The organism is Micromonospora echinospora (assembly GCF_900091495.1).
Taxonomy (GTDB): domain Bacteria; phylum Actinomycetota; class Actinomycetes; order Mycobacteriales; family Micromonosporaceae; genus Micromonospora; species Micromonospora echinospora.
The window spans coordinates 2,680,159-2,697,337 of the sequence record NZ_LT607413.1 but is presented as its reverse complement, the minus strand read 5'-3'; the positions used below and the strand labels follow the sequence as shown (position 1 = coordinate 2,697,337).

The window sequence follows — 17,179 nt, the reverse complement described above, 5'->3', positions numbered from 1 at the left end:
CGGGCGCGCAGGCGGACTCAGCTCGCCGCGAGCGCCCCGTCCGAGGAGAGGACCAGGCCGACACTGGCGGCCCCGGTCTTCAGGGCGTTCTTGGTCTGCGGGCCGGCGGCGTCCAGGGAGCTGAACGAGCCGGCCTTGAAGTTGTAGACCTCGACCAGGCCGGCCTGGCACTTCGGCCGCTGCGGGCACTCCGGCGGGCCGGCGAGGACGGTGTCCGCACCCGAGCACTTCTCGGCGAGCTGGGTGAGGGTGGTCACACCGTACTTGTCGGCGAAGGCCTTGGTGACCGCGAAGGCGTTCTGGTCCTGGGCGGCCGAGGGCGTGCCGAAGGTCAGGCCGGCCTTCTCCCCGGCGGCCTTGAGCGCGGCCACGGTCTTCTCCAGATCGGGCGAGGAGACCGGCTGGGCGTCCTTGCCGTTGGCCTTGGTGTTGAGGAACTCGGCCAGGGTCGCCGCGTACTCCGGGACCACCTGGATCTCGCCCTTCTCCAGGGCCGGCTCGTACAGCTCCCGGCTGCCGATCTGCTGCACGTTCACCTGGTATCCGGCGGCGGTGAGCACGATCCGGTACAGCTCGCCGAGGGTCTGGCTCTCGCTGAAGTTGGCCGCGCCGACCACGATCGAGCCACCGGGCCCCTTGGCGATGCCGTCGGTCAGGTTGTTCGCCGTGGCGAACTCCTCGGCGGCTGCCTTGGGGGTCTTGCGGTCCACGTCGACGGCCTTGTTCAGCGCGATCAGCTTCGGGGTGTCCAGCGCCGCCGAGACCTTGTCGAGTGCCGCGACGAGCTGCGGGTTCGCCACCTTGGCGTTGATCGCCGGGATGACGTTGTCGGTGTTCTGGAGCTTCTTGTCGTCGTCGAGGACGACCAGCTGGTCGCCGGCGACCGGGGCGCAGCCCGCGCCGGAGGCCCCGGCCTGCGGAGCCTCGGTGCCGGAGGAGCCAGCGTCACCGCATCCGGTGAGGATTCCGGCCGCGGCGAGCGCGCCCACCGCGCCGATCGCCAGTCGAGTACGTGCGCGCAGCATCAGCCCGCCTCCTGTGTCCCGGCGCGACCCGTCCGGGCCGGCCGCGTGTCCGACGGGCGATCGTCGTGCCGCCCGTGTGTCCGTTCCCCGAGTCGGTCTCTCACGGGAACCCACGAGACATCCTCGCCGATTCACGCGAGGCCCACTCGCAGAAGTTCCACGAAACACTTTCGGCGGCGGAGGAACAACCCGGGTGACGGGTTTTGTCGCCGGATCGTCACCGGTCGGTCGGGCCCACGTCGTTCAGGGGCGGCCGGGACCGGGCGGGGAGCGGCCGGGACGGGTCAGCCCCCGGGACGGGTCAGCCGCCGGCCACGGCGCTCGCCGCGCGGCGGCCGGCCCCGCGCCGGGCGCGGCGCAACGGACGGGGGGTGACCAGCCGTTCGACCAGGGCCAGCAGCAGCTCGACCAGGATCGCCAGCCCGGCCACCAGCATCCCGCCGGCGAGGATCTGCCCGCCCCCGGCCGCGATGTCCAGGCCGAACCCGGCCCGGATGATCTGGCCCAGCCCGCCGCCGTTGACGAAGGAGGCCAACGCGGCGGTGGCGACCACCTGGACGGCGGCGGTCCGGAACCCGGCCGCGAGGTACGGCACCGCCAGCGGCAGCTCCACCCGGCGCAGCACCTGCCACCCGGAGAAGCCCATGCCCCGGGCCGCGTCCCGGGCCTCCGGATCCGCCTGCCGGATCCCGGTGTACGCGTTCGCCAGCAGCGGCGGCACGGCGAAGACGGCCAACGCGACCACCACGGCCGGCTGGCCGAAGCCGAGGAAGGTCAACGGCAGGATGGTCAGCAGGGCGAGCGTCGGCACGGCGAGCGTCAGGTTGGAGACGAGCACCACCAGGCCGCCGCCCCGTCCGGTGTGCCCGAGCCAGAAACCGACCGGCCAGGCCACCAGGCAGCCGAGGACGACGGCCGCCGCCGACATGGTCAGGTGCTCACCGAGCCGGTCCAGCACACCCCCGGGGTTGGTCCAGTTCAGCGGGTCGTTCAGCCAGAGCACCGCCTGCTCGATCGCGCTCATCAGGTGGTCCTCCGCAGCCAGGGGGTGAGCAGCCGGCCGATCCCGGCCAGCACCAGGTCGAGCACGAGCGCCAGCAGCACACAGAGCAGGGTGCCGGTCATGATCTGCGCCTTGTAGAAGTTGTTCTGGAAACCGGCGAAGATCAGCTGGCCCAGCCCACCGCGACCGACCACCACGCCCACCGTGACCAGCGCGACCGTGGAGACGGTGGCGAGTCGCAGTCCGGTGAGGATGCCGGGCAGCGCGAGCGGCAGTTCCACCCGGAACAGTCGTCCCCAGCGGCCGTACCCCATGCCCTGGGCGGCCTCCCGGACCTCCGGCGGCACCTGGTTGAGGCCGGCCACCGCGTTGCGCACGATGACCAGCAGCGCGTACAACACCACCACGCTGAGTACGGTGACCGCCCCGATGCCCAGGTACGGCGCGAGGAAGGCGAACAGCGCCAGGGACGGGATCGTGTAGAGCACACCGGTGAGTGCGAGAATCGGGCCGGTGAGCGGCCGGAACCAGTACGCCGCCACCGCCAGTGGCAGGGCCACCAGCGCGGCGATCACCACCGCGCGGGCGGTCAGCGAGGCGTGCTCCCCCAGCGCGGCGGCAATGGTGTCGGAGTTGTCCCGCACGTACTGCCAGGAGAACCACGGGTTACCCGGATCGGCCCGGTAGCTCAGGCGGAAGGACATGCGTGGACGTTACCCCGGACCCCGAGCCCGTCGCCGACCGCGCGACCGACCCGGACGGCGGTGCCGCGTCGATCACCCTGGACGGGATCGGCAAGCGCTACCCGGACGGCACCGAGGCGGTACGTGACCTGAGCCTGGAGGTGAAGGCCGGCGAACTCGTCGTGCTGATCGGCCCCTCCGGCTGCGGAAAGTCGACCGTGCTCCGGATGATCAACCGCCTGGTCGAGCCGACCTCCGGCCGGGTCCTCCTCGGCGGCGACGACGTCACCCGGGTCGACCCGGTGACGCTGCGCCGCCGGATCGGCTACGTCATCCAGAACGTCGGCCTCTTCCCGCACCAGACCGTACGCGCCAACGTCGGCACCGTGCCCCGGCTGCTCGGCTGGTCGAAGGAGCGCAGCCGCCGCCGGGTCGACGAGCTGCTGGACCTGGTCGGGCTCGACCCGGCACAGTTCGGCCGCCGCTACCCGCACGAGCTCTCCGGTGGGCAGCGGCAGCGGGTCGGGGTGGCCCGGGCCCTCGCCGCCGACCCGGTGGTGCTGCTGATGGACGAACCGTTCTCCGCCGTGGACCCGATCGTGCGGACCCGGTTGCAGGAGGAGTTCCTCCGGTTGCAGGCCGAGGTGCGCAAGACCATCGTGCTGGTCACCCACGACCTGGACGAGGCGGTCCGGCTCGGCGACCGGATCGCGGTGCTCTCCGAGGGCGGCCGGCTGGAGCAGTACGACACCCCGGCCGCGGTGCTGGGCGCGCCCGCGTCGGACTTCGTCCGTGACTTCGTCGGCGCCGACCGGGGCATCCGCCGGCTGGCGGTCACCCCGGTCACCCGGGACACGCTGCGCCCACTGGCCGACGCGGAGGCAGCCGACCTGCCCCGGATCCGGTTGGGTGGCTCGGCGTACGACGCGCTGGCCGTCCTGCTGATCTCGCACGCGGACCGGGCGGTCGTGGTCGACGACGACGGGCCGGTCGGCGTGCTGAGCCGGCAGCACCTGCTGGACCTGGGCCGGCCGGAGCGCTGACCGGCCACCCGTCGGGCGGGCCTCGTCGGTTCCGGGGCGCTGCCGCGCGTCGTCCCGGTCAGGCCCGTCCGCCGAGGCTGGCAACGCCGACGATCCAGCCGGCGAAGAAACCGTACGCGGCCCCGGTGCCGGCGGCCTGCACCGCCACAAACAGCGACGAGTCCGCCCCGAACAGCGAACTGAGCAGTGCGGCGAAACCGGCCGCGAAGACGTAAGCGCCCCAGCCGGAGAAAAGTTGACTGAACAGTCCCGCCGCCGGGGCGGTCTGGGGTCCGGGCAGGAGGTAGAGCAGGGTCGCGGCCAGTACGACCACCAGCAGGGCCCGCAGCCCGTCGGTGAAGAGCGTCTCGACCGGACGGTCCGAGTCGAACCGCCAGCTCGGCCAGGCGAGCAGGCGCAGGAACCAGCCGGCGGCCGAGTTCGGGTCCGTGCTGTCCCCGGCCCACCGGACGTAGCTGGGACTCCCGCAGACAGCGACGAGGACGAGCGCGGCGAGGGTGCCGGTGCCCGTCGCGGTGCTCCGGCGACGGTCGACCCCGGCCCGGCTGGTCAACGGCATGCCACGATCAGTTCCCGGCCAGCCGGGACGGGCAAACCTGAAGGCCGGTCGTTTCACCGTGCGGATCGGTTCAGTGCTTCATCAGGTAGTCGATGAAGGCGGCCCGCAGCAGCGGCGCGGACTCCTCGTAACCGTGGCCGGTCAGCTCCCGCCACAGCGCCGCCGCCTCGTCGATCGTCGGCCCGACCGAGTTGGGCGCGCCGTCGAGCACCGCCGCCTCGTCGGCGTTGGGCAGGTGCCGCAGGACGGACCAGAAGAAGGCGACGTCCCGGCGCTCCCGGGCCAGGGCGAACGCCTGCTCGCGAAGCTCCTCCGTGGAGAGCGCGTCCAGCTCGGCGAAGGAACGGCCCGGAGCCGGCGACGATGATTCGGTCATGCGGCGAGCCTAACCGGCGAGATCAGCATCAGCGCGTCGAGTCGGGTCACCCACGGTCACCGTGCCACCGGTCCCGCTCGCCGTCCCAACGCGCCCAGGGGTCGGCCGGGTCCTCGGTGGAGCGGTCCGGCAGTGCCGGGGGCCAGGGGCCGACGTACGTCCCCGTGCCCGCGCCCGTGCCCGGGAGGGCCCAGCCCGAACTGGTTGAGGGGTCCCCGCCCGGCCCGGGATCGGGCGGCTCCCCGGACGCCGGCCGTGGTCGGCCGTACGTCTCGACCATCCGGGTGACGACCAGGCCGACGGCGAGCGCCGCCCCGGCCACCGCCCAGCGGCTGATCTCGTGGCCGGCCGCGTCGACGTACGCGAAGAAGAGACCGGCCAGGACCACCACCAGCATCGTTCCGCTCACCCCGCCGCGCCGGCCGAAGGCACTCGTCCCGCCGAGCAGGGCCATGCCGACGCCGAGCGCCGTCCAGTCCAGACCGGGGTCGGGTACGACCCGGTCCGCGCCGTTCGCGACGAGCAGCACACCGGCCAGCATCGCCAGCACCGTGGAGCCGACCACGGCACCGCCGGTGACCAGCGCGGCCACCGCCCCCCGCCGGCGGGCCGGATCCTCGACCGACCGGAACCGGCCCACCAGTCCACGCACCGGTCGGATCGCGCCGAACAGGCCACCGAGGACGGCGACCGCCAGGAGACCGGCGAAGAGCTGGTAGGCGTTGTGGCGGGGGTCGTAGTGGGCCTGGACCAGCACCGGCACCGACCGGCGCTCGATGTACGTCACCACCCCGGCCGCGGCGGCCAGGCTGGCCGCCCAGGCGGGCACGTGCAGCAGCACCACGAACATCGCCATGACCAGCCCGCCGAGGACGGCCACCACCAGGGCCGGCACCATCGCCTCGGTCGTCCCCCGGTCGCCCTGCTCGGCGAAGTGCAGGGCGGCGGCCACCGCGACCGGACCGATCGCCAGGTTCGGGGCGGCGGTCCGCAGGCTCAGCCCGGCCGCGAGCGCGAGCAGGCCGAGCCCGACCACGCCGACGAGGAGCTCCCGCAGTCCGTCACCGCGCAGGACCCGCGGCTCCTGGAGCCAGAGCAGCAGGCCGAGAACGCCCACCGTGCCGGCGAGGACAGCCTCCCAGGCCACGTGCACGGCGACCCGGTCGGGACCGGGTTCGGCCACAGGCGGTGGTTCGGGGACGACGGCTGTGGCCGGTCCGGACTGGTGCCGATCGACGGACTCACCCCGGCCCGGCTCGTCGTACCCCATGGACGCACGCCTCCCACGCCTCGCCGACCGGCCCGGCGCAGGGCGGACCGGAACGCGTGGACCGGGGTCGGCCTTGACTACCCGGTCGCAGGCACCGTACCCGCGCCCGGACGAAGACGTAACCCCGTGATCAATGGATGCGCCGGTTCTCCCGGTCGTCGGGCTCGCGTTCGTCGTCCGGCCGTTCCGGCACCCGGCAGGAGCGTTCCAGCCAGAGAGCGGCCGCGACCAGCGCCAACGAGGCGACCAACCCGCCCAGCGCCGCCGGACGGTCCTCGGTCGCCGCCCGGGTGCTCTCCACGAAGAGCCAACCGGCGAGTCCGGCGTAGAAACCGGCGAAGATCGCACCGGCCAACGCGGACGCCTTCGCCAGCACCACGAACCGGGCCACCAGGAGCGGGTTGACCGGGTCCCGGCCGGGCCGGCGCTCGATCCGCCCCCTGGTGTTGACCGCCGCGTACGCCTCCAGCACGGCGAGTCCGGCCAGGGTCACCACCGGCAACCAGGGGAGATCCGGCAGGGAGCCGTAGAGGAAGCTGATCAGCAGCCAGGCCAGCGCCGCGGCGGCGAGCCCGGCCACCAGGAGGGTGGCGGGTCGGGTCGGGCCCATCCGGTCGCGGTCGGGTGCCGGCCCGCGCGGGGGTGGGGACTGAGGCACGGTCATGCCGCCCGGCTCCGCTGGGTCATGCCGTCGACTCTAACGTCAGATCCGGTCGGGCACGCAGTTCCAGGGCGTCCCCGGCGACCGGCTCGGCGGTGAGCAGGTCGGTGAGCCAGCCGTGTCCCGGCAGCCGTCCGTACGGCTGGATGTCGATCCACGGGCGCAGCACGAACGCGCGCAGGTGGGCGCGGGGGTGGGGCAGGGTCAGCTCGGGGTCGTCGCTGAGCACCGGCTCGCCCGCCTCGTCCCAGACGGCCACCACGTCGACGTCCAACGTGCGCGGACCGAACCGGCGCTGCGGGTCACGGAGACGCCCGGCCGAGAGTTCGGCGGCCCGGGCCCGGTCCAGCCAGTCCCGGGCGGTGGCGCTCGGGTCCTCCGCCAGCAGCACCGCGTTCAGGTACGTCGGCTGGTCGGTGTCCCCCCAGGGCGGGGTCTCGTACACGCCGGAGACCACCCGGACCGCCGCGCCGAGATGTGTCACGGCGGTCCGCAGGTTGGCCAGCCGGTCGTCGAGGTTGCTGCCCAGGGAGAGCACGGCCCGGGTCACCGGGAACGCGCCCGGGTCATGGTCACCGCCACGTCGGTGAAGGCGTGCGGCACCGGCGCCTCGGGCTTGTGCACGGTCACCGTGGCGGCGGCGACGCGGGGGTCGGCCAGGCAGACGTCGAGCAGCCGGTCGGCGAGCGTCTCGATCAGGTTGACCGGCTCGCCGGTGACCACGGCGACCAGCCGGCCGGCCAGTTCGCCGTAGTGGACGGTGTCGGCCACCGCGTCGGAGCGGGCCGCCGGGCCGAGGTCGAGTTCGAGGACGGCGTCGACCACGAACTCCTGTCCCTGTTCCCGTTCGAAGTCGTAGACGCCGTGCCGACCCCGGGCCCGCAGCCCGGTCAGCGTGATCCGGTCGCTCATGCCGTTCCCTCTCCCCCGCGATCCGTGGCGGCTGCGCCGGCCGACCCGGCGCCCGCCGGTGGGGCCAGCCGGGGCCGGCCGCTGGCCCGCCAGACGGCGAGCGCGTCGACCGTGCCCCGTACGTCGTGCACCCGCACTCCCCAGGCGCCGGCGGCCACCGCGAGCACGCTGGTGGCGATGGTCGCCGCCTCCCGGCCGTCGGTCGGCCGGGGTTCGCCGTCCGGTCCGGCGAGCAGCCGACCGAGGTACGACTTCCGGCTCGCGCCGAAGAGCAGCGGAAAGCCGAGGTCCAGCAGCTCGGACAGGCGGGCGGTGAGTTCCCAGTTGTGGGCGGCCGTCTTGGCGAAGCCGAGGCCGGGATCGACGACGATCCGGTCCGCCGCCACCCCGGCCCGGAGCGCGTCCTCGACGCGGGCGCCCAGTTCGGCGCGGACGTCGGCCACCACGTCCGTGTAGGTGGCCAGGGCACCCATGCCCCGGGAGTGGCCGCGCCAGTGCATCAGCACCCAGGGGCAGCCGGCGTCGCGGACCACACGTGCCATGTCCGGGTCGGCCAGGCCGCCGGAGACGTCGTTGACCACGGCCGCGCCGGCGGCCAGCACGGCCTCGGCGACCCGGGCCCGGGTGGTGTCGATGCTGACCGGCACCCCGGCGGCGGCGAGTTCCCGGACGACCGGCAGCACCCGGGCCGTCTCGCTCGCCGCGTCGACCCGGTCCGCGCCGGGACGGGTCGACTCGCCGCCCACGTCGACCAGGTGCGCGCCGGTGGCGTGCAGCCGTACCCCGTGCCGGACGGCGGCGTCGACGTCGGCGTACCGGCCGCCGTCGGAGAAGGAGTCGGGCGTGACGTTGAGGACGCCCATCACGACCGGGCCGTCCGCCCCTACCAGATCGGTCACCGCTGCACCGTACCCGCCACGCCGACGGCCGGGGCCGGGCCGGGGTCGATTCCACACGCCCCTGACGAGGCGATTCGAACAGGTGTACGATCGGTCGCCGAGGGCGAAGCGGGCATACTCTTCACCGCTTGTTCCAAAGAGGGGCGGCCCGTACGCTTTGGAATTGCTTCGGCACTCAGGCGACCGAAGCCCGGAGGGAGGGGCAAAGCGGGGAAATCCGCCCAAAGTCTGCCACCTAACGTGGCGTGGTGCGGACGCAGCGTCAGCCACGACGCCCGGAACGCACAGTCCCATCAGGTTCACCCGAGTACCGCAGCGGCTCCGCCGGCCGCGCCATGGGGAGGTTTCCAGTGATCGCCACAGAGCTCGTGGACACGGTGTCGACAGCTGTCGCCCCGATGCTCCACGCCCTGGCGTCGACCCCGCTCGCCGAGCCGGCCCCCAAGGGGATCAACACCGACGGTGTCGTCTCCTTCTTCGCCAGCAAGATCGCGCCCATTCTCCTCGCCGTCCTGGGCGTGATCTTCATCGGCCGGGCCAGCCGGGGCGAGATCTCGAAGGTGCTGACCAGCTCGGCCATCGCCATCGTCGGGCTCGCCTTCATCGCCGGCGCCGCCACGCTCTTCTTCGTCGGTGACTACCTGATCGAACTGATCTTCGAATAGGCGCGGGCACGAGATGCGGCTGCGCACCGACGACGACATCTACCGGGCCCGCCTGGTCTACCTCGGCCCGCCCGGGTACACCCTCCCCGTCCACCTGCCGTACGCGCAGTACGGCCTGTTCATGCTGCTCGTCCCCTCTACATGTTCATCCACTGGTTGTTCACGCTGAAGGTCGAACTCTTCCCGGCCTGGGAGATCGCGCTCGCCATCGTGACGACCTCGTTCATCTTCCGGTACGTCGATCCGGACCGGCCGGCGCGCATGGTGATCCGCACCGCGCTGACCGACTGGCGGCGCACGCGGGAGCCGGCGGCCGAACTACGCGACCCGCGCCTGGTCGGCAGCCGGATCAGGATCCGGGAGGAGCTGGCATGACCGGGCGTACGCCGACCAGACGGTCAAGTGATCCAGGTGGAGCGATCGAATGAACCGCTCGTCGACGCCGGGACAGTCGTACCCGGCCGGACACCAGGGCGTCCCGCACGGTCACCGTGCGCGCTCACTCGACTACCCGCCAGAGGAGGCCTCCGGCGAGGTCAGCCTCGACCCGGCGCTGGCCACCAGCGCCGGGCACGGCGGGGTCGGGGTCTTCCAGGCCCCCCGACCGGTCCGGGGCCGCCCGACGCCGCCCGCCGGGGAGAGCGCCCCACCGCGTCCCGCCCCGGAGAGCCCGGACATCGACTCCCCCTTCCTGGACCTCTTCGGCGGCACCCGGCCAGGTGGCCGCCAGCCCCTGACGCCGCTGCGGCGTCCCGGGCGCGATCCGCTGCCCATCCCGCACCAGCCCGCCGCCCCGCCGGTGGAACCGGCGGCGTCCCGGGCGACCCCACCGACCGTGGAGCCCCCCCGGGCCGTTCCGGCACCGCCCCGCACCCGGACCGTTCCGGCCGACGAGACGCCCGTGTCGACTCCACCGGCCGTGCCGGTACCGCCATCCGAGCCCGGGCCGCCCGCGCCGGTGACGGCGCTGGCCGAACCCGAGCCGCCCGCAGTGCTGCCGCGCGTACCCGAACAGCCGGCCGAGCGCCTGCCCGTCGCCCGGCCACCGGCGGAGCCCACCCCGGTCACCGCACCGGCGGACGACACCGACGGCGAGGCAGCGTCGGGCCACCGTCGGATTCCGCCCCGGCAGCGATCCGCCGAGGGCCGACGGGAGAAGCGCGAGAAGTCGCCCAAGCCGGTCAAGCCGACCCGGATCCGGCCTCCGAAAATCAAGTTCGGGGACCGGGACCCTTCCGTCGAGCTGGCCATCACCGAAATCGCGGGGCACCTCACCTTCACCCCGAACACGGTCACCGCGTGGTACTGGCTCCCCGAGGTGCGTTGGGCGTTCCGCCCCGATGCCGAACGGGAGGCCCTGCTCTCGGCGATCTCCGAGCAGTACGCCGGCCTCGCCGGGTTCCGACTCCACCTGCGCCGCACCACCCGGCCGTTCCCGGCCGACGAGTGGGCCCGCACCATCGACTCGTACACGCCGACCCCGCTGCCGGACGTACCCGGCACCCCGGGCTGGGGCGACCACCTGGTCGCCGCGCAACGGCACCTGCTCTCGGTCAACCACGCGGAGGGGCAGACGTACCTCGGGGTGACCTTCGCCCGCCGATCGCTGGGCGACTCGTTGACCGAACGCCTGCTGCGCACCTTCGGTCGCGGCACCGCCGACGGTGAGCGACGCAAGCTGGGCCGGACGGTGGAGCAGTTCGACGAGGTGCTCGCCGCGTTCGGCATGCGCGGCCGGCGGGTCACCGCCCAGGAACTGGAGTGGCTGCTCTACCGCTCGGTGGCGCTCTGCATGGCGCCGCCCGGAGCGCTCTCCCCGGTGACCAACGGACACTGGGAACGCGGTGACCTGCTCGCCCTGACCGAGCAGGTGGAGCGGTACCGCACCCCGTACGGGTCCACGGTCAAGCTCGTCAACCGGATGACCGGCGAGGAACGACACGTCGCCGTGCTCGCCGTCGGCCGCATGGAACCGCTGGAGATCCCCGAGAAGCACGAGCCGTGGCTGCACTTCCACGAGCGGCTGCCCTGGCCGATGGAGATCTCCACCCGGGTCGACATCCTCGGCTCCGGCGACTCCTTCCGCAACCTCGAACACCGACTGCGGATGATCCGTTCGCAGCAGCTCGACTACGCCGAGCACGGCATCGACGCCCCACCCGAGTTGGAACGCCTCGCCAAGCGGGCCCTGGTCATCGGCGACGAGATGACCACCGGCCTGCCGGTGGACTCGGCCCGGGCGCACGGCTGGCACCGGATCGCCGTCGGTGGCCGGACCCGGGAGGAGTGCCTCGAACGGGCCCGCCGGCTGATCCAGCTCTACTCACGCGAACTGCGCATCTCGCTCCAGCACCCGAAGAACCAGGACTGGCTGGCCCGGGAGTTCATTCCCGGCGAGCCGATCGCCAACACCGGATACGTCCGCCGGATGCCGGTCAACCTGCTCGCCGCCGCCCTGCCGCAGGCCGCCTCCACGGTCGGCGACCGGCGCGGCGACCTGATCGGGCGGACCGCCGGCACCTGCCGCCGACCGGTCTTCCTCGACATGCACTTCCCCATGGAGGTGCGGGAACGCTCCGGTCTGGCCGTCTTCGTCGCAGAGCCGGGCGGTGGCAAGTCGACCCTGCTGGGCGCGCTCGGCTACCTCGCCGCCCGGCGGGGCGTCCAGGTCACGCTGCTCGACCCGTCCGGCCCGCTGGCCCGGCTCTGCAGCATGCCCGAGCTACGGCCGTACTCCCGGGTGCTCAACCTGACCGGATCGGAGCACGGCACGCTGGCGCCGTACTCGCTCATCCCGACCCCGCTACGGACGGAGTTCGCCAGCGGCCCGGCCGGGGACCGGGAGTTCGAGATCGCGGTCTCCAACGCCCGTGCCGAACGGCGCATGCTGGTGCAGGACATCTGCATGATGCTGGTGCCACCGCAGGTCGCCCGGGAGGCGTCCACCGCCACCCTGTTCCGGCACGCGGTCCGGCAGGTGCCGGCCGAGGAGACGTCCACCCTGGACGACGTGGTCGCCTGTCTCGGCCAACTCGACGACGACGCCGGCAAGGAACTGGCGAACCTCCTCCTGGACACCGCCGAGATGCCGCTGGCGCTGCTCTTCTTCGGTCGGCCCCCGGAGGGACTACTCGGCGCCGACGCCGCGCTCACCGTGATCACCATGGCCGGGCTGCGCCTCCCCGACCTCAAGATCGAGCGCGAGTACTGGTCGGCCGAGGAGTCACTGGCCCTGCCGATGCTGCACACCGCCCACCGGCTCGCCGTACGACGCTGCTACGGCGGCTCGATGTCCTCCCGCAAGCTGGTCGGCCTGGACGAGGCCCACTTCATGGAGGGTTGGCGCTCCGGCCGCTCGTTCCTGGTCCGGCTCGCCCGCGACTCCCGCAAGTGGAACCTCGCCGCGCTGGTCGCCTCGCAGAACCCGCGCGACATCCTCGGGCTGGACGTGCAGAACCTCGTCTCCACGGTCTTCGTGGGCCGGATCGCCGAGGACGCCGAGATCGCCTCCGAGGCACTCCGGCTCCTCCGGGTGCCGGTCAACGACGGCTACGAGGCGACCCTGGCCTCCCTGTCGGCCGCCGACGCGTCGTCGGCCACCCGGCTCGGTTTCCGTGAGTTCGTCATGCGGGACGTCGACGGCCGGGTGCAGAAGGTCCGGGTGGACGTCTCGTACGTCGACGGACTGCTGGAGCACCTCGACACCACCCCCGCGGCGGTCGCCACGAACGCCGCGAACCTACCGAGCATCCTGTCGGACCTGGAGGCGTGACATGGTGGCGAGGGCCCCGGCACGGATCGCGGCACTCCTCCTCGCCGTCGGCGTACTCGCGGTAGCCACGATCGTCTGGCCCGCGGTCGGAGCGACGGCGGCACCACCCCCGGCGACCCAGGCCCGCGCCGACCTCTGCACCACGCAGGAGTGGCAGGCCGACTTCCGCGCTTGCGTGGCGAAACTCCAGGATGTGACCGAGGCACGAGCGGAGTGCCTTTCGCCACCGACACCCGGTACGCCTGACGCTGGCCTGGCCGGCTGGTTCGCCAGTGCCCCCAGTGCGGATACCGCCGATGGCATCGTCGGCCGCTACAGCCTGTACGGCTACGCAGGTTACGGCTATACCACATACGACGTGGACGGCGGATGCGCGTCCAGCATCCTCCATCCCGACTACAAGTTCACCACGACTGTCGCCAACGGCGAATTCATGATCGCGACGGCGATCATTGGAGCATCCAACGCCCTTCGGGAACGTGCCTGGGGACCGCAGGCTATGTGGGGCTGGGCCGACCCGCTGGTGGAACAAGCCACCAAGGCCGTCTATCAGAAGGTCTTCAGCGTCTTCGGCATCGTCACCCTGTGTGTGGTCGGTCTCTACCTGCTCTGGCGGTCCCGGCAGTCGGATATGAGCAACGCGATGACCACGGCCGGTTGGGCACTACTGGTAATGGTGGCGGTGACCGCACTGGCCGCCTGGCCCGTGAAGTCGGCCAACATCGCCGACGGCACCCTGGTCACAACCCTGGGCGTCGTGCACGACGCGGTAGGGCCACAGGCGAAGGAACCCGCTCCGGGCCGCTGCATCGACCCCGATCCCAACAGATGCAAGGACCTCCGTTCGCCAGCGGCGCGAGCCAGCGACACCGCGACCGAGACGATGCTCTATCGCAACTGGCTGCGCGGCCTGCTCGGTTCGGCCGACAGCGAAACCGCCAAGAAGTACGGACCGGCTCTTTACGACGCCCGTTCTCTGACGTGGGGGGAAGCCCAGTCCATGCGGGCGAACCCCTCCACCCGCATCACGACCATCGAAGCCAAACAGCAGCAATGGATGAAGGTCGCCGAGCAGATCAAGAAGGAGGACCCGGAGGCGTACGAGTACCTCCAGGGGGTCCGCGACATGGACCGCGTGGGTGCGGGCTTCATCGCGGTCCTCGCCGCCGTCCTCTTCGCCATGTTCGACCTGGTCGCCTCGTTGCTTGTCCTTCTCGGCTTCCTGCTTTTCCGGTGGGCGGTGATCGCAGCGCCGATCCTCGGCACCATCGGCCTGATGCGTCCGGCGAGCGCGGGCCTGCGGCGGCTCGGCAACGCCGTCGTCGCCGCAGTGTTCAACATCGCCATCTTCGGCACCGGCGCGGCCATCTACCTCTTCGCGGTTGACCTGATCATGAACACGCCCACGCTTCCGGGCTGGCTCCAGGTGGTGCTGGTCTGGCTCTGCGGTGTGGTCGGCTGGTTGCTACTGCGGCCGTACCGGCGGATCACCCAACTCGGCGGGAAGGAAAACAGCGAGGCGTCCGGATCCGGTGGTTCCTGGCACCGCCGGTTCTTCCGCGACATGCGGACGGCCGCCCGGTTGGAGGAGGCCGAAGCCGGCCAGCGGGCGGAGTCGGCGACGGGCCGGACCCGGGGAGCAGTGGCCGAGCAGACCAGGCTCCGGCCGGAGTCACGTCGGGAGGATCCCGCCCACACCCCGGCCCGCCCCGAGACCCTGACGGTTCCCGGAACGGAGCCTCGACAACGCCCGGACGGCCGGGAACGCGCGGACGAGACGGTGGTGCGGGAGGACTCACATCGTGCCGCACGATCGGCCTCGTCGCCGCGTCCGCGTCGGCAGCCGACGACCTGGACGGAGCCGGACGTACCGGAGGAGAGCCCGTCCTTCGTGATCTACCGGCCCGGCTCCACCGAGCGCACCACCGCTCCCACCCCGCAGGCTCCCCGGGTACGTACCGAGGCGAGGTGAGGACGTGCGACGGGCGATCGAGTTCCTTCTGACCCGGGTCCTCCGGTCCCGGCTCGGCGTGGCGCTGGGCATCGGCGTTCTGGTCCTCGGGGTCATCGGAGCGGCGCGGCTGGTCTCCGGCCCGGTGGACCCGTCCGCCGGGCTCAGCAACCGTCCGGACCGGCCGATCACGACGGTGGATCCGGAGGCGGGGGACGACGGTGTGATCGGCACGGGCGCACCGCCCTCCCCGGTCACCCGTCCCGGCGCTCCGAAGCCGGAGCAGGTCGCGGACCGTTTCGTCGGAGCCTGGCTCGGCGGACGCGGCATGACCAGTGACGAGTGGTTGGCGACCATCCGGCCCCTCGCCACACCCATCCTGGTCGAGAAAATGACCGGGGCGAACCCGGCCGGAGTACCGGCGCAACGGACCACGGGTCCGACCACCCTCCGGCCACGGACCGAGTCGTTGGTCGAGGCACTGGTCCCTCTGGACACCGGGCAGCTGCGGCTCGAACTCGTGGCACCGGAGGGACGCTGGCTGGTTGACGTGGTGGACTGGGAGCGGGCATGAGCGACACGACCCGGAAGGCCCTACCCGGACGGCAGGTGCGTGTCGGGGCACTGGCAGCGGCGCTGACCGCGGCGATGGCCCTGCTCTGCTGCACCGGTGGAGCCGGTGCGTTTCTCCTCACCGAACTCGGTGGCGAAACCGATCAGATGATCAATATGGCGGCGAACTGCGGCACGGAGAACACCGTCGACGTGACCGGCGACATGCCCCGGTTCAGCGAGTACGGCGAGCGCCAACTCCGGAACGCGGCCGTCATCATCAAGGTCGGGCAGGACATGGAGCTGCCTCCACGGGCCTGGGTCATCGCCGTCGCCACCGCAATGCAGGAGTCCGGCCTACGCAACCTGGCCAACAGCACGGTGGCGGCCTCCAAGGACATTCCCCACGAAGGCATCGGCTGGGACCACGACTCGGTGGGCCTTTTCCAGCAACGCCCCGGGTGGGGCACCGTCCGGCAGCGGATGGATCCCGCCTACGCGGCCCAGAAGTTCTACGAGAAGCTGGTCAAGGTCGACAACTGGGAGCAACTCCCGTTGACCGTGGCGGCCCAGAAAGTGCAGATCAGCGCCTTCCCGGACGCGTACGCCAAGCACGAGGAACTCGCCAGCAGGATCGTAGACGCGTTGGCCGGCGGAGCTGCCCGGACGGTCCAGATCTCCGGCCGGAAGGTCTGTGACGCGGCGGCCGGCGGCGAGATCGCCGCGTCGGGTTGGACAGCGCCCATCCCGGGCGGGGTCGGGTCGGGATTCCGCACGGCGGAACGCCCCAAGCACAACGGCGTGGACATCGCCGCCCCCAAGGAGACCAAGATCCGCGCCGCCGCCAGCGGCCGGGTGCTGATCGCCAAGTGCGACCCCGACAACCGGGAACGGCTCAGCTGCGACGAGGACGGCTGGCCGAACAAGGGCGGCTGCGGCTGGTTCGTCGACATGCTGCACGCCGGCGGTTACATCACCCGCTACTGCCACATGCTCTACAAGCCCCTCGTCGTTCCGGGTCAGATGGTCGAGGCGGGCGAGGTCATCGGAGTGGTGGGCAGCAGCGGCAACTCCTCCGGCCCGCACCTGCACTACGAGGTGCACGTCAACGAGGATCGGAGCAGCAACGGGGCCATCAACCCGGTGCCTTTCATGAGAGAACGGGGTGCCCCGCTGAAGGGCGCGGCGTGAGGCCTTCCCACCGATGACCGATCCGCTTCCGGACCCGTTCACCGGTCAGCCCGACTGGGCCCCGCTTCCGCCTCGGCCGATCCGGTTGGTGCCCGCGACCGGCCTCGTCGACCTGCGCGGACGGCGGGTCGTGGTCGGGCTACCCGGCACGGGCTGGCGCGGAGACCTGCGGGCCGACCAGCGTGTGGTGCAGAACAGCCGGACGTACGTTCCGGTCATCCCCGAGAACGAGTGGTACCGGGCCGAGTCCGAGCAGGTGGAGGTGTTCGCGCCGCTGGTCCCGGTGGAACGGGTCTGGGTGGAGACCCTGGGGACCCGTCCGGTCGCCGGCATCCCGCACGCCCCGGCACCACGACTGGTCTCCCTGGACGCGCCGTCGCACCGGCCACCGACTCCGGTCTTCGAGGCCGGCTCGGCGACCGGCCGACGGGTTGTCCACGTAGCTGGTCCGACCGAACGCCGTGACCTGCGCGCCGTCACCGAGCCCTACTCCGGGCCCGACGGGGACATCTGCGTACGGGTGACCGCCGAGCTGGACTGGTACCGCTGGGCCTGGCGCGGTCAGCCCCCGACCACCCTCGAAGTGCCTGTCCACCTGCTCTGGATCGAATAGAAAA

At 72.2% G+C, this 17,179-nt stretch carries 17 protein-coding genes and 1 pseudogene; 8 read left to right on the top strand and 10 right to left on the bottom strand.

Going from position 1 to position 17,179, the window contains the following annotated elements; translation table 11 throughout:
- Window positions 1–17: 17 nt before the first annotated feature.
- The 3 genes from GA0070618_RS12295 to GA0070618_RS12285 form a co-directional block, all read right to left on the bottom strand.
- Window positions 18–1,025 carry a glycine betaine ABC transporter substrate-binding protein gene (locus tag GA0070618_RS12295; protein WP_414467579.1) on the bottom strand — a complete coding sequence of 336 codons (1,008 nt, stop codon included), beginning with the start codon at window positions 1,023–1,025 and terminating at the stop codon, window positions 18–20.
- Between the two features lie 301 nt (window positions 1,026–1,326).
- Window positions 1,327–2,049, bottom strand: a complete 723-nt coding sequence (locus GA0070618_RS12290) for an ABC transporter permease (RefSeq protein ID WP_088981756.1) — start codon at window positions 2,047–2,049, stop codon at window positions 1,327–1,329.
- Window positions 2,049–2,732 (bottom strand): ABC transporter permease, encoded by a 684-nt coding sequence (locus tag GA0070618_RS12285; RefSeq protein WP_088981755.1) that lies wholly within the window; start codon window positions 2,730–2,732, stop codon window positions 2,049–2,051. Before GA0070618_RS12285 ends, GA0070618_RS12290 begins: the two co-directional genes overlap by 1 nt.
- A gap of 2 nt (window positions 2,733–2,734) precedes the next feature.
- Here GA0070618_RS12285 and GA0070618_RS12280 point away from each other — a divergent pair, with 2 nt between their 5' ends.
- Window positions 2,735–3,754: an ABC transporter ATP-binding protein gene (locus GA0070618_RS12280; RefSeq protein ID WP_088981754.1), complete on the top strand. Its 1,020-nt coding sequence runs from the start codon at window positions 2,735–2,737 to the stop codon at window positions 3,752–3,754.
- 58 nt (window positions 3,755–3,812) lie between these two features.
- Here the strand turns inward: GA0070618_RS12280 and GA0070618_RS12275 are convergent, their stop codons facing one another.
- From GA0070618_RS12275 to folP, 7 genes are all read right to left on the bottom strand, one after another.
- On the bottom strand, window positions 3,813–4,313 hold the full coding sequence (locus tag GA0070618_RS12275) for a hypothetical protein (protein ID WP_088981753.1): 501 nt from the start codon (window positions 4,311–4,313) through the stop codon (window positions 3,813–3,815).
- A gap of 70 nt (window positions 4,314–4,383) precedes the next feature.
- Window positions 4,384–4,689, bottom strand: coding sequence for a hypothetical protein (locus GA0070618_RS12270; RefSeq protein WP_088981752.1), 306 nt, complete (start codon window positions 4,687–4,689; stop codon window positions 4,384–4,386).
- 46 nt (window positions 4,690–4,735) lie between these two features.
- Window positions 4,736–5,959 (bottom strand): ABC transporter permease, encoded by a 1,224-nt coding sequence (locus GA0070618_RS12265; RefSeq protein WP_088981751.1) that lies wholly within the window; start codon window positions 5,957–5,959, stop codon window positions 4,736–4,738.
- Between the two features lie 130 nt (window positions 5,960–6,089).
- On the bottom strand, window positions 6,090–6,623 hold the full coding sequence (locus GA0070618_RS12260) for a DUF3180 domain-containing protein (protein WP_088981750.1): 534 nt from the start codon (window positions 6,621–6,623) through the stop codon (window positions 6,090–6,092).
- Window positions 6,624–6,642: 19 nt separating this feature from the next.
- Window positions 6,643–7,170, bottom strand: a complete 528-nt coding sequence (gene folK / locus GA0070618_RS12255; protein WP_088981749.1) for a 2-amino-4-hydroxy-6-hydroxymethyldihydropteridine diphosphokinase — start codon at window positions 7,168–7,170, stop codon at window positions 6,643–6,645.
- Complete coding sequence (folB, locus tag GA0070618_RS12250; protein WP_088981748.1) at window positions 7,167–7,532, bottom strand: dihydroneopterin aldolase; 366 nt, start codon at window positions 7,530–7,532, stop codon at window positions 7,167–7,169. Before folB ends, folK begins: the two co-directional genes overlap by 4 nt.
- Window positions 7,529–8,431: a dihydropteroate synthase gene (gene folP / locus GA0070618_RS12245; protein ID WP_088981747.1), complete on the bottom strand. Its 903-nt coding sequence runs from the start codon at window positions 8,429–8,431 to the stop codon at window positions 7,529–7,531. Before folP ends, folB begins: the two co-directional genes overlap by 4 nt.
- Before the next feature lie 350 nt (window positions 8,432–8,781).
- Between folP and GA0070618_RS12240 the strand changes: the two genes are divergently transcribed.
- The 7 genes and pseudogenes from GA0070618_RS12240 to GA0070618_RS12210 all read left to right on the top strand — a co-directional run bounded on the left by GA0070618_RS12240 (window position 8,782) and on the right by GA0070618_RS12210 (window position 17,175).
- Entirely contained in the window at window positions 8,782–9,096 is a 315-nt protein-coding gene (locus GA0070618_RS12240) for a hypothetical protein (RefSeq protein WP_088981746.1), read from the top strand.
- A gap of 13 nt (window positions 9,097–9,109) precedes the next feature.
- Window positions 9,110–9,471, top strand: a pseudogene (locus GA0070618_RS12235) (hypothetical protein).
- Between the two features lie 49 nt (window positions 9,472–9,520).
- Window positions 9,521–12,868 carry an ATP-binding protein gene (locus GA0070618_RS12230; protein WP_088981745.1) on the top strand — a complete coding sequence of 1,116 codons (3,348 nt, stop codon included), beginning with the start codon at window positions 9,521–9,523 and terminating at the stop codon, window positions 12,866–12,868.
- A gap of 4 nt (window positions 12,869–12,872) precedes the next feature.
- A complete protein-coding gene (locus GA0070618_RS12225; RefSeq protein ID WP_088985478.1) occupies window positions 12,873–14,840 on the top strand; it encodes a hypothetical protein in 1,968 nt (655 codons plus the stop codon).
- Between the two features lie 4 nt (window positions 14,841–14,844).
- On the top strand, window positions 14,845–15,393 hold the full coding sequence (locus GA0070618_RS12220; RefSeq protein ID WP_088981744.1) for a hypothetical protein: 549 nt from the start codon (window positions 14,845–14,847) through the stop codon (window positions 15,391–15,393).
- Window positions 15,390–16,562, top strand: a complete 1,173-nt coding sequence (locus GA0070618_RS12215) for a M23 family metallopeptidase (protein WP_088981743.1) — start codon at window positions 15,390–15,392, stop codon at window positions 16,560–16,562. Before GA0070618_RS12220 ends, GA0070618_RS12215 begins: the two co-directional genes overlap by 4 nt.
- A 13-nt stretch (window positions 16,563–16,575) precedes the next feature.
- Complete coding sequence (locus GA0070618_RS12210; protein WP_088981742.1) at window positions 16,576–17,175, top strand: hypothetical protein; 600 nt, start codon at window positions 16,576–16,578, stop codon at window positions 17,173–17,175.
- The last annotated feature ends 4 nt before the right edge of the window (window positions 17,176–17,179 follow it).

Coding starts and splice junctions, on each gene's coding strand:
- GA0070618_RS12210 (WP_088981742.1), top strand. CDS start 16,576: ATGACCGATCCGCTTCCGGACCCGTTCACCGGTCAGCCCGACTGGGCC.
- GA0070618_RS12270 (WP_088981752.1), bottom strand. CDS start 4,689: ATGACCGAATCATCGTCGCCGGCTCCGGGCCGTTCCTTCGCCGAGCTG.
- GA0070618_RS12275 (WP_088981753.1), bottom strand. CDS start 4,313: ATGCCGTTGACCAGCCGGGCCGGGGTCGACCGTCGCCGGAGCACCGCG.
- folB (WP_088981748.1), bottom strand. CDS start 7,532: ATGAGCGACCGGATCACGCTGACCGGGCTGCGGGCCCGGGGTCGGCAC.
- GA0070618_RS12290 (WP_088981756.1), bottom strand. CDS start 2,049: ATGAGCGCGATCGAGCAGGCGGTGCTCTGGCTGAACGACCCGCTGAAC.
- GA0070618_RS12285 (WP_088981755.1), bottom strand. CDS start 2,732: ATGTCCTTCCGCCTGAGCTACCGGGCCGATCCGGGTAACCCGTGGTTC.
- GA0070618_RS12295 (WP_414467579.1), bottom strand. CDS start 1,025: ATGCTGCGCGCACGTACTCGACTGGCGATCGGCGCGGTGGGCGCGCTC.
- GA0070618_RS12230 (WP_088981745.1), top strand. CDS start 9,521: ATGAACCGCTCGTCGACGCCGGGACAGTCGTACCCGGCCGGACACCAG.
- GA0070618_RS12265 (WP_088981751.1), bottom strand. CDS start 5,959: ATGGGGTACGACGAGCCGGGCCGGGGTGAGTCCGTCGATCGGCACCAG.
- GA0070618_RS12260 (WP_088981750.1), bottom strand. CDS start 6,623: ATGACCGTGCCTCAGTCCCCACCCCCGCGCGGGCCGGCACCCGACCGC.
- GA0070618_RS12215 (WP_088981743.1), top strand. CDS start 15,390: ATGAGCGACACGACCCGGAAGGCCCTACCCGGACGGCAGGTGCGTGTC.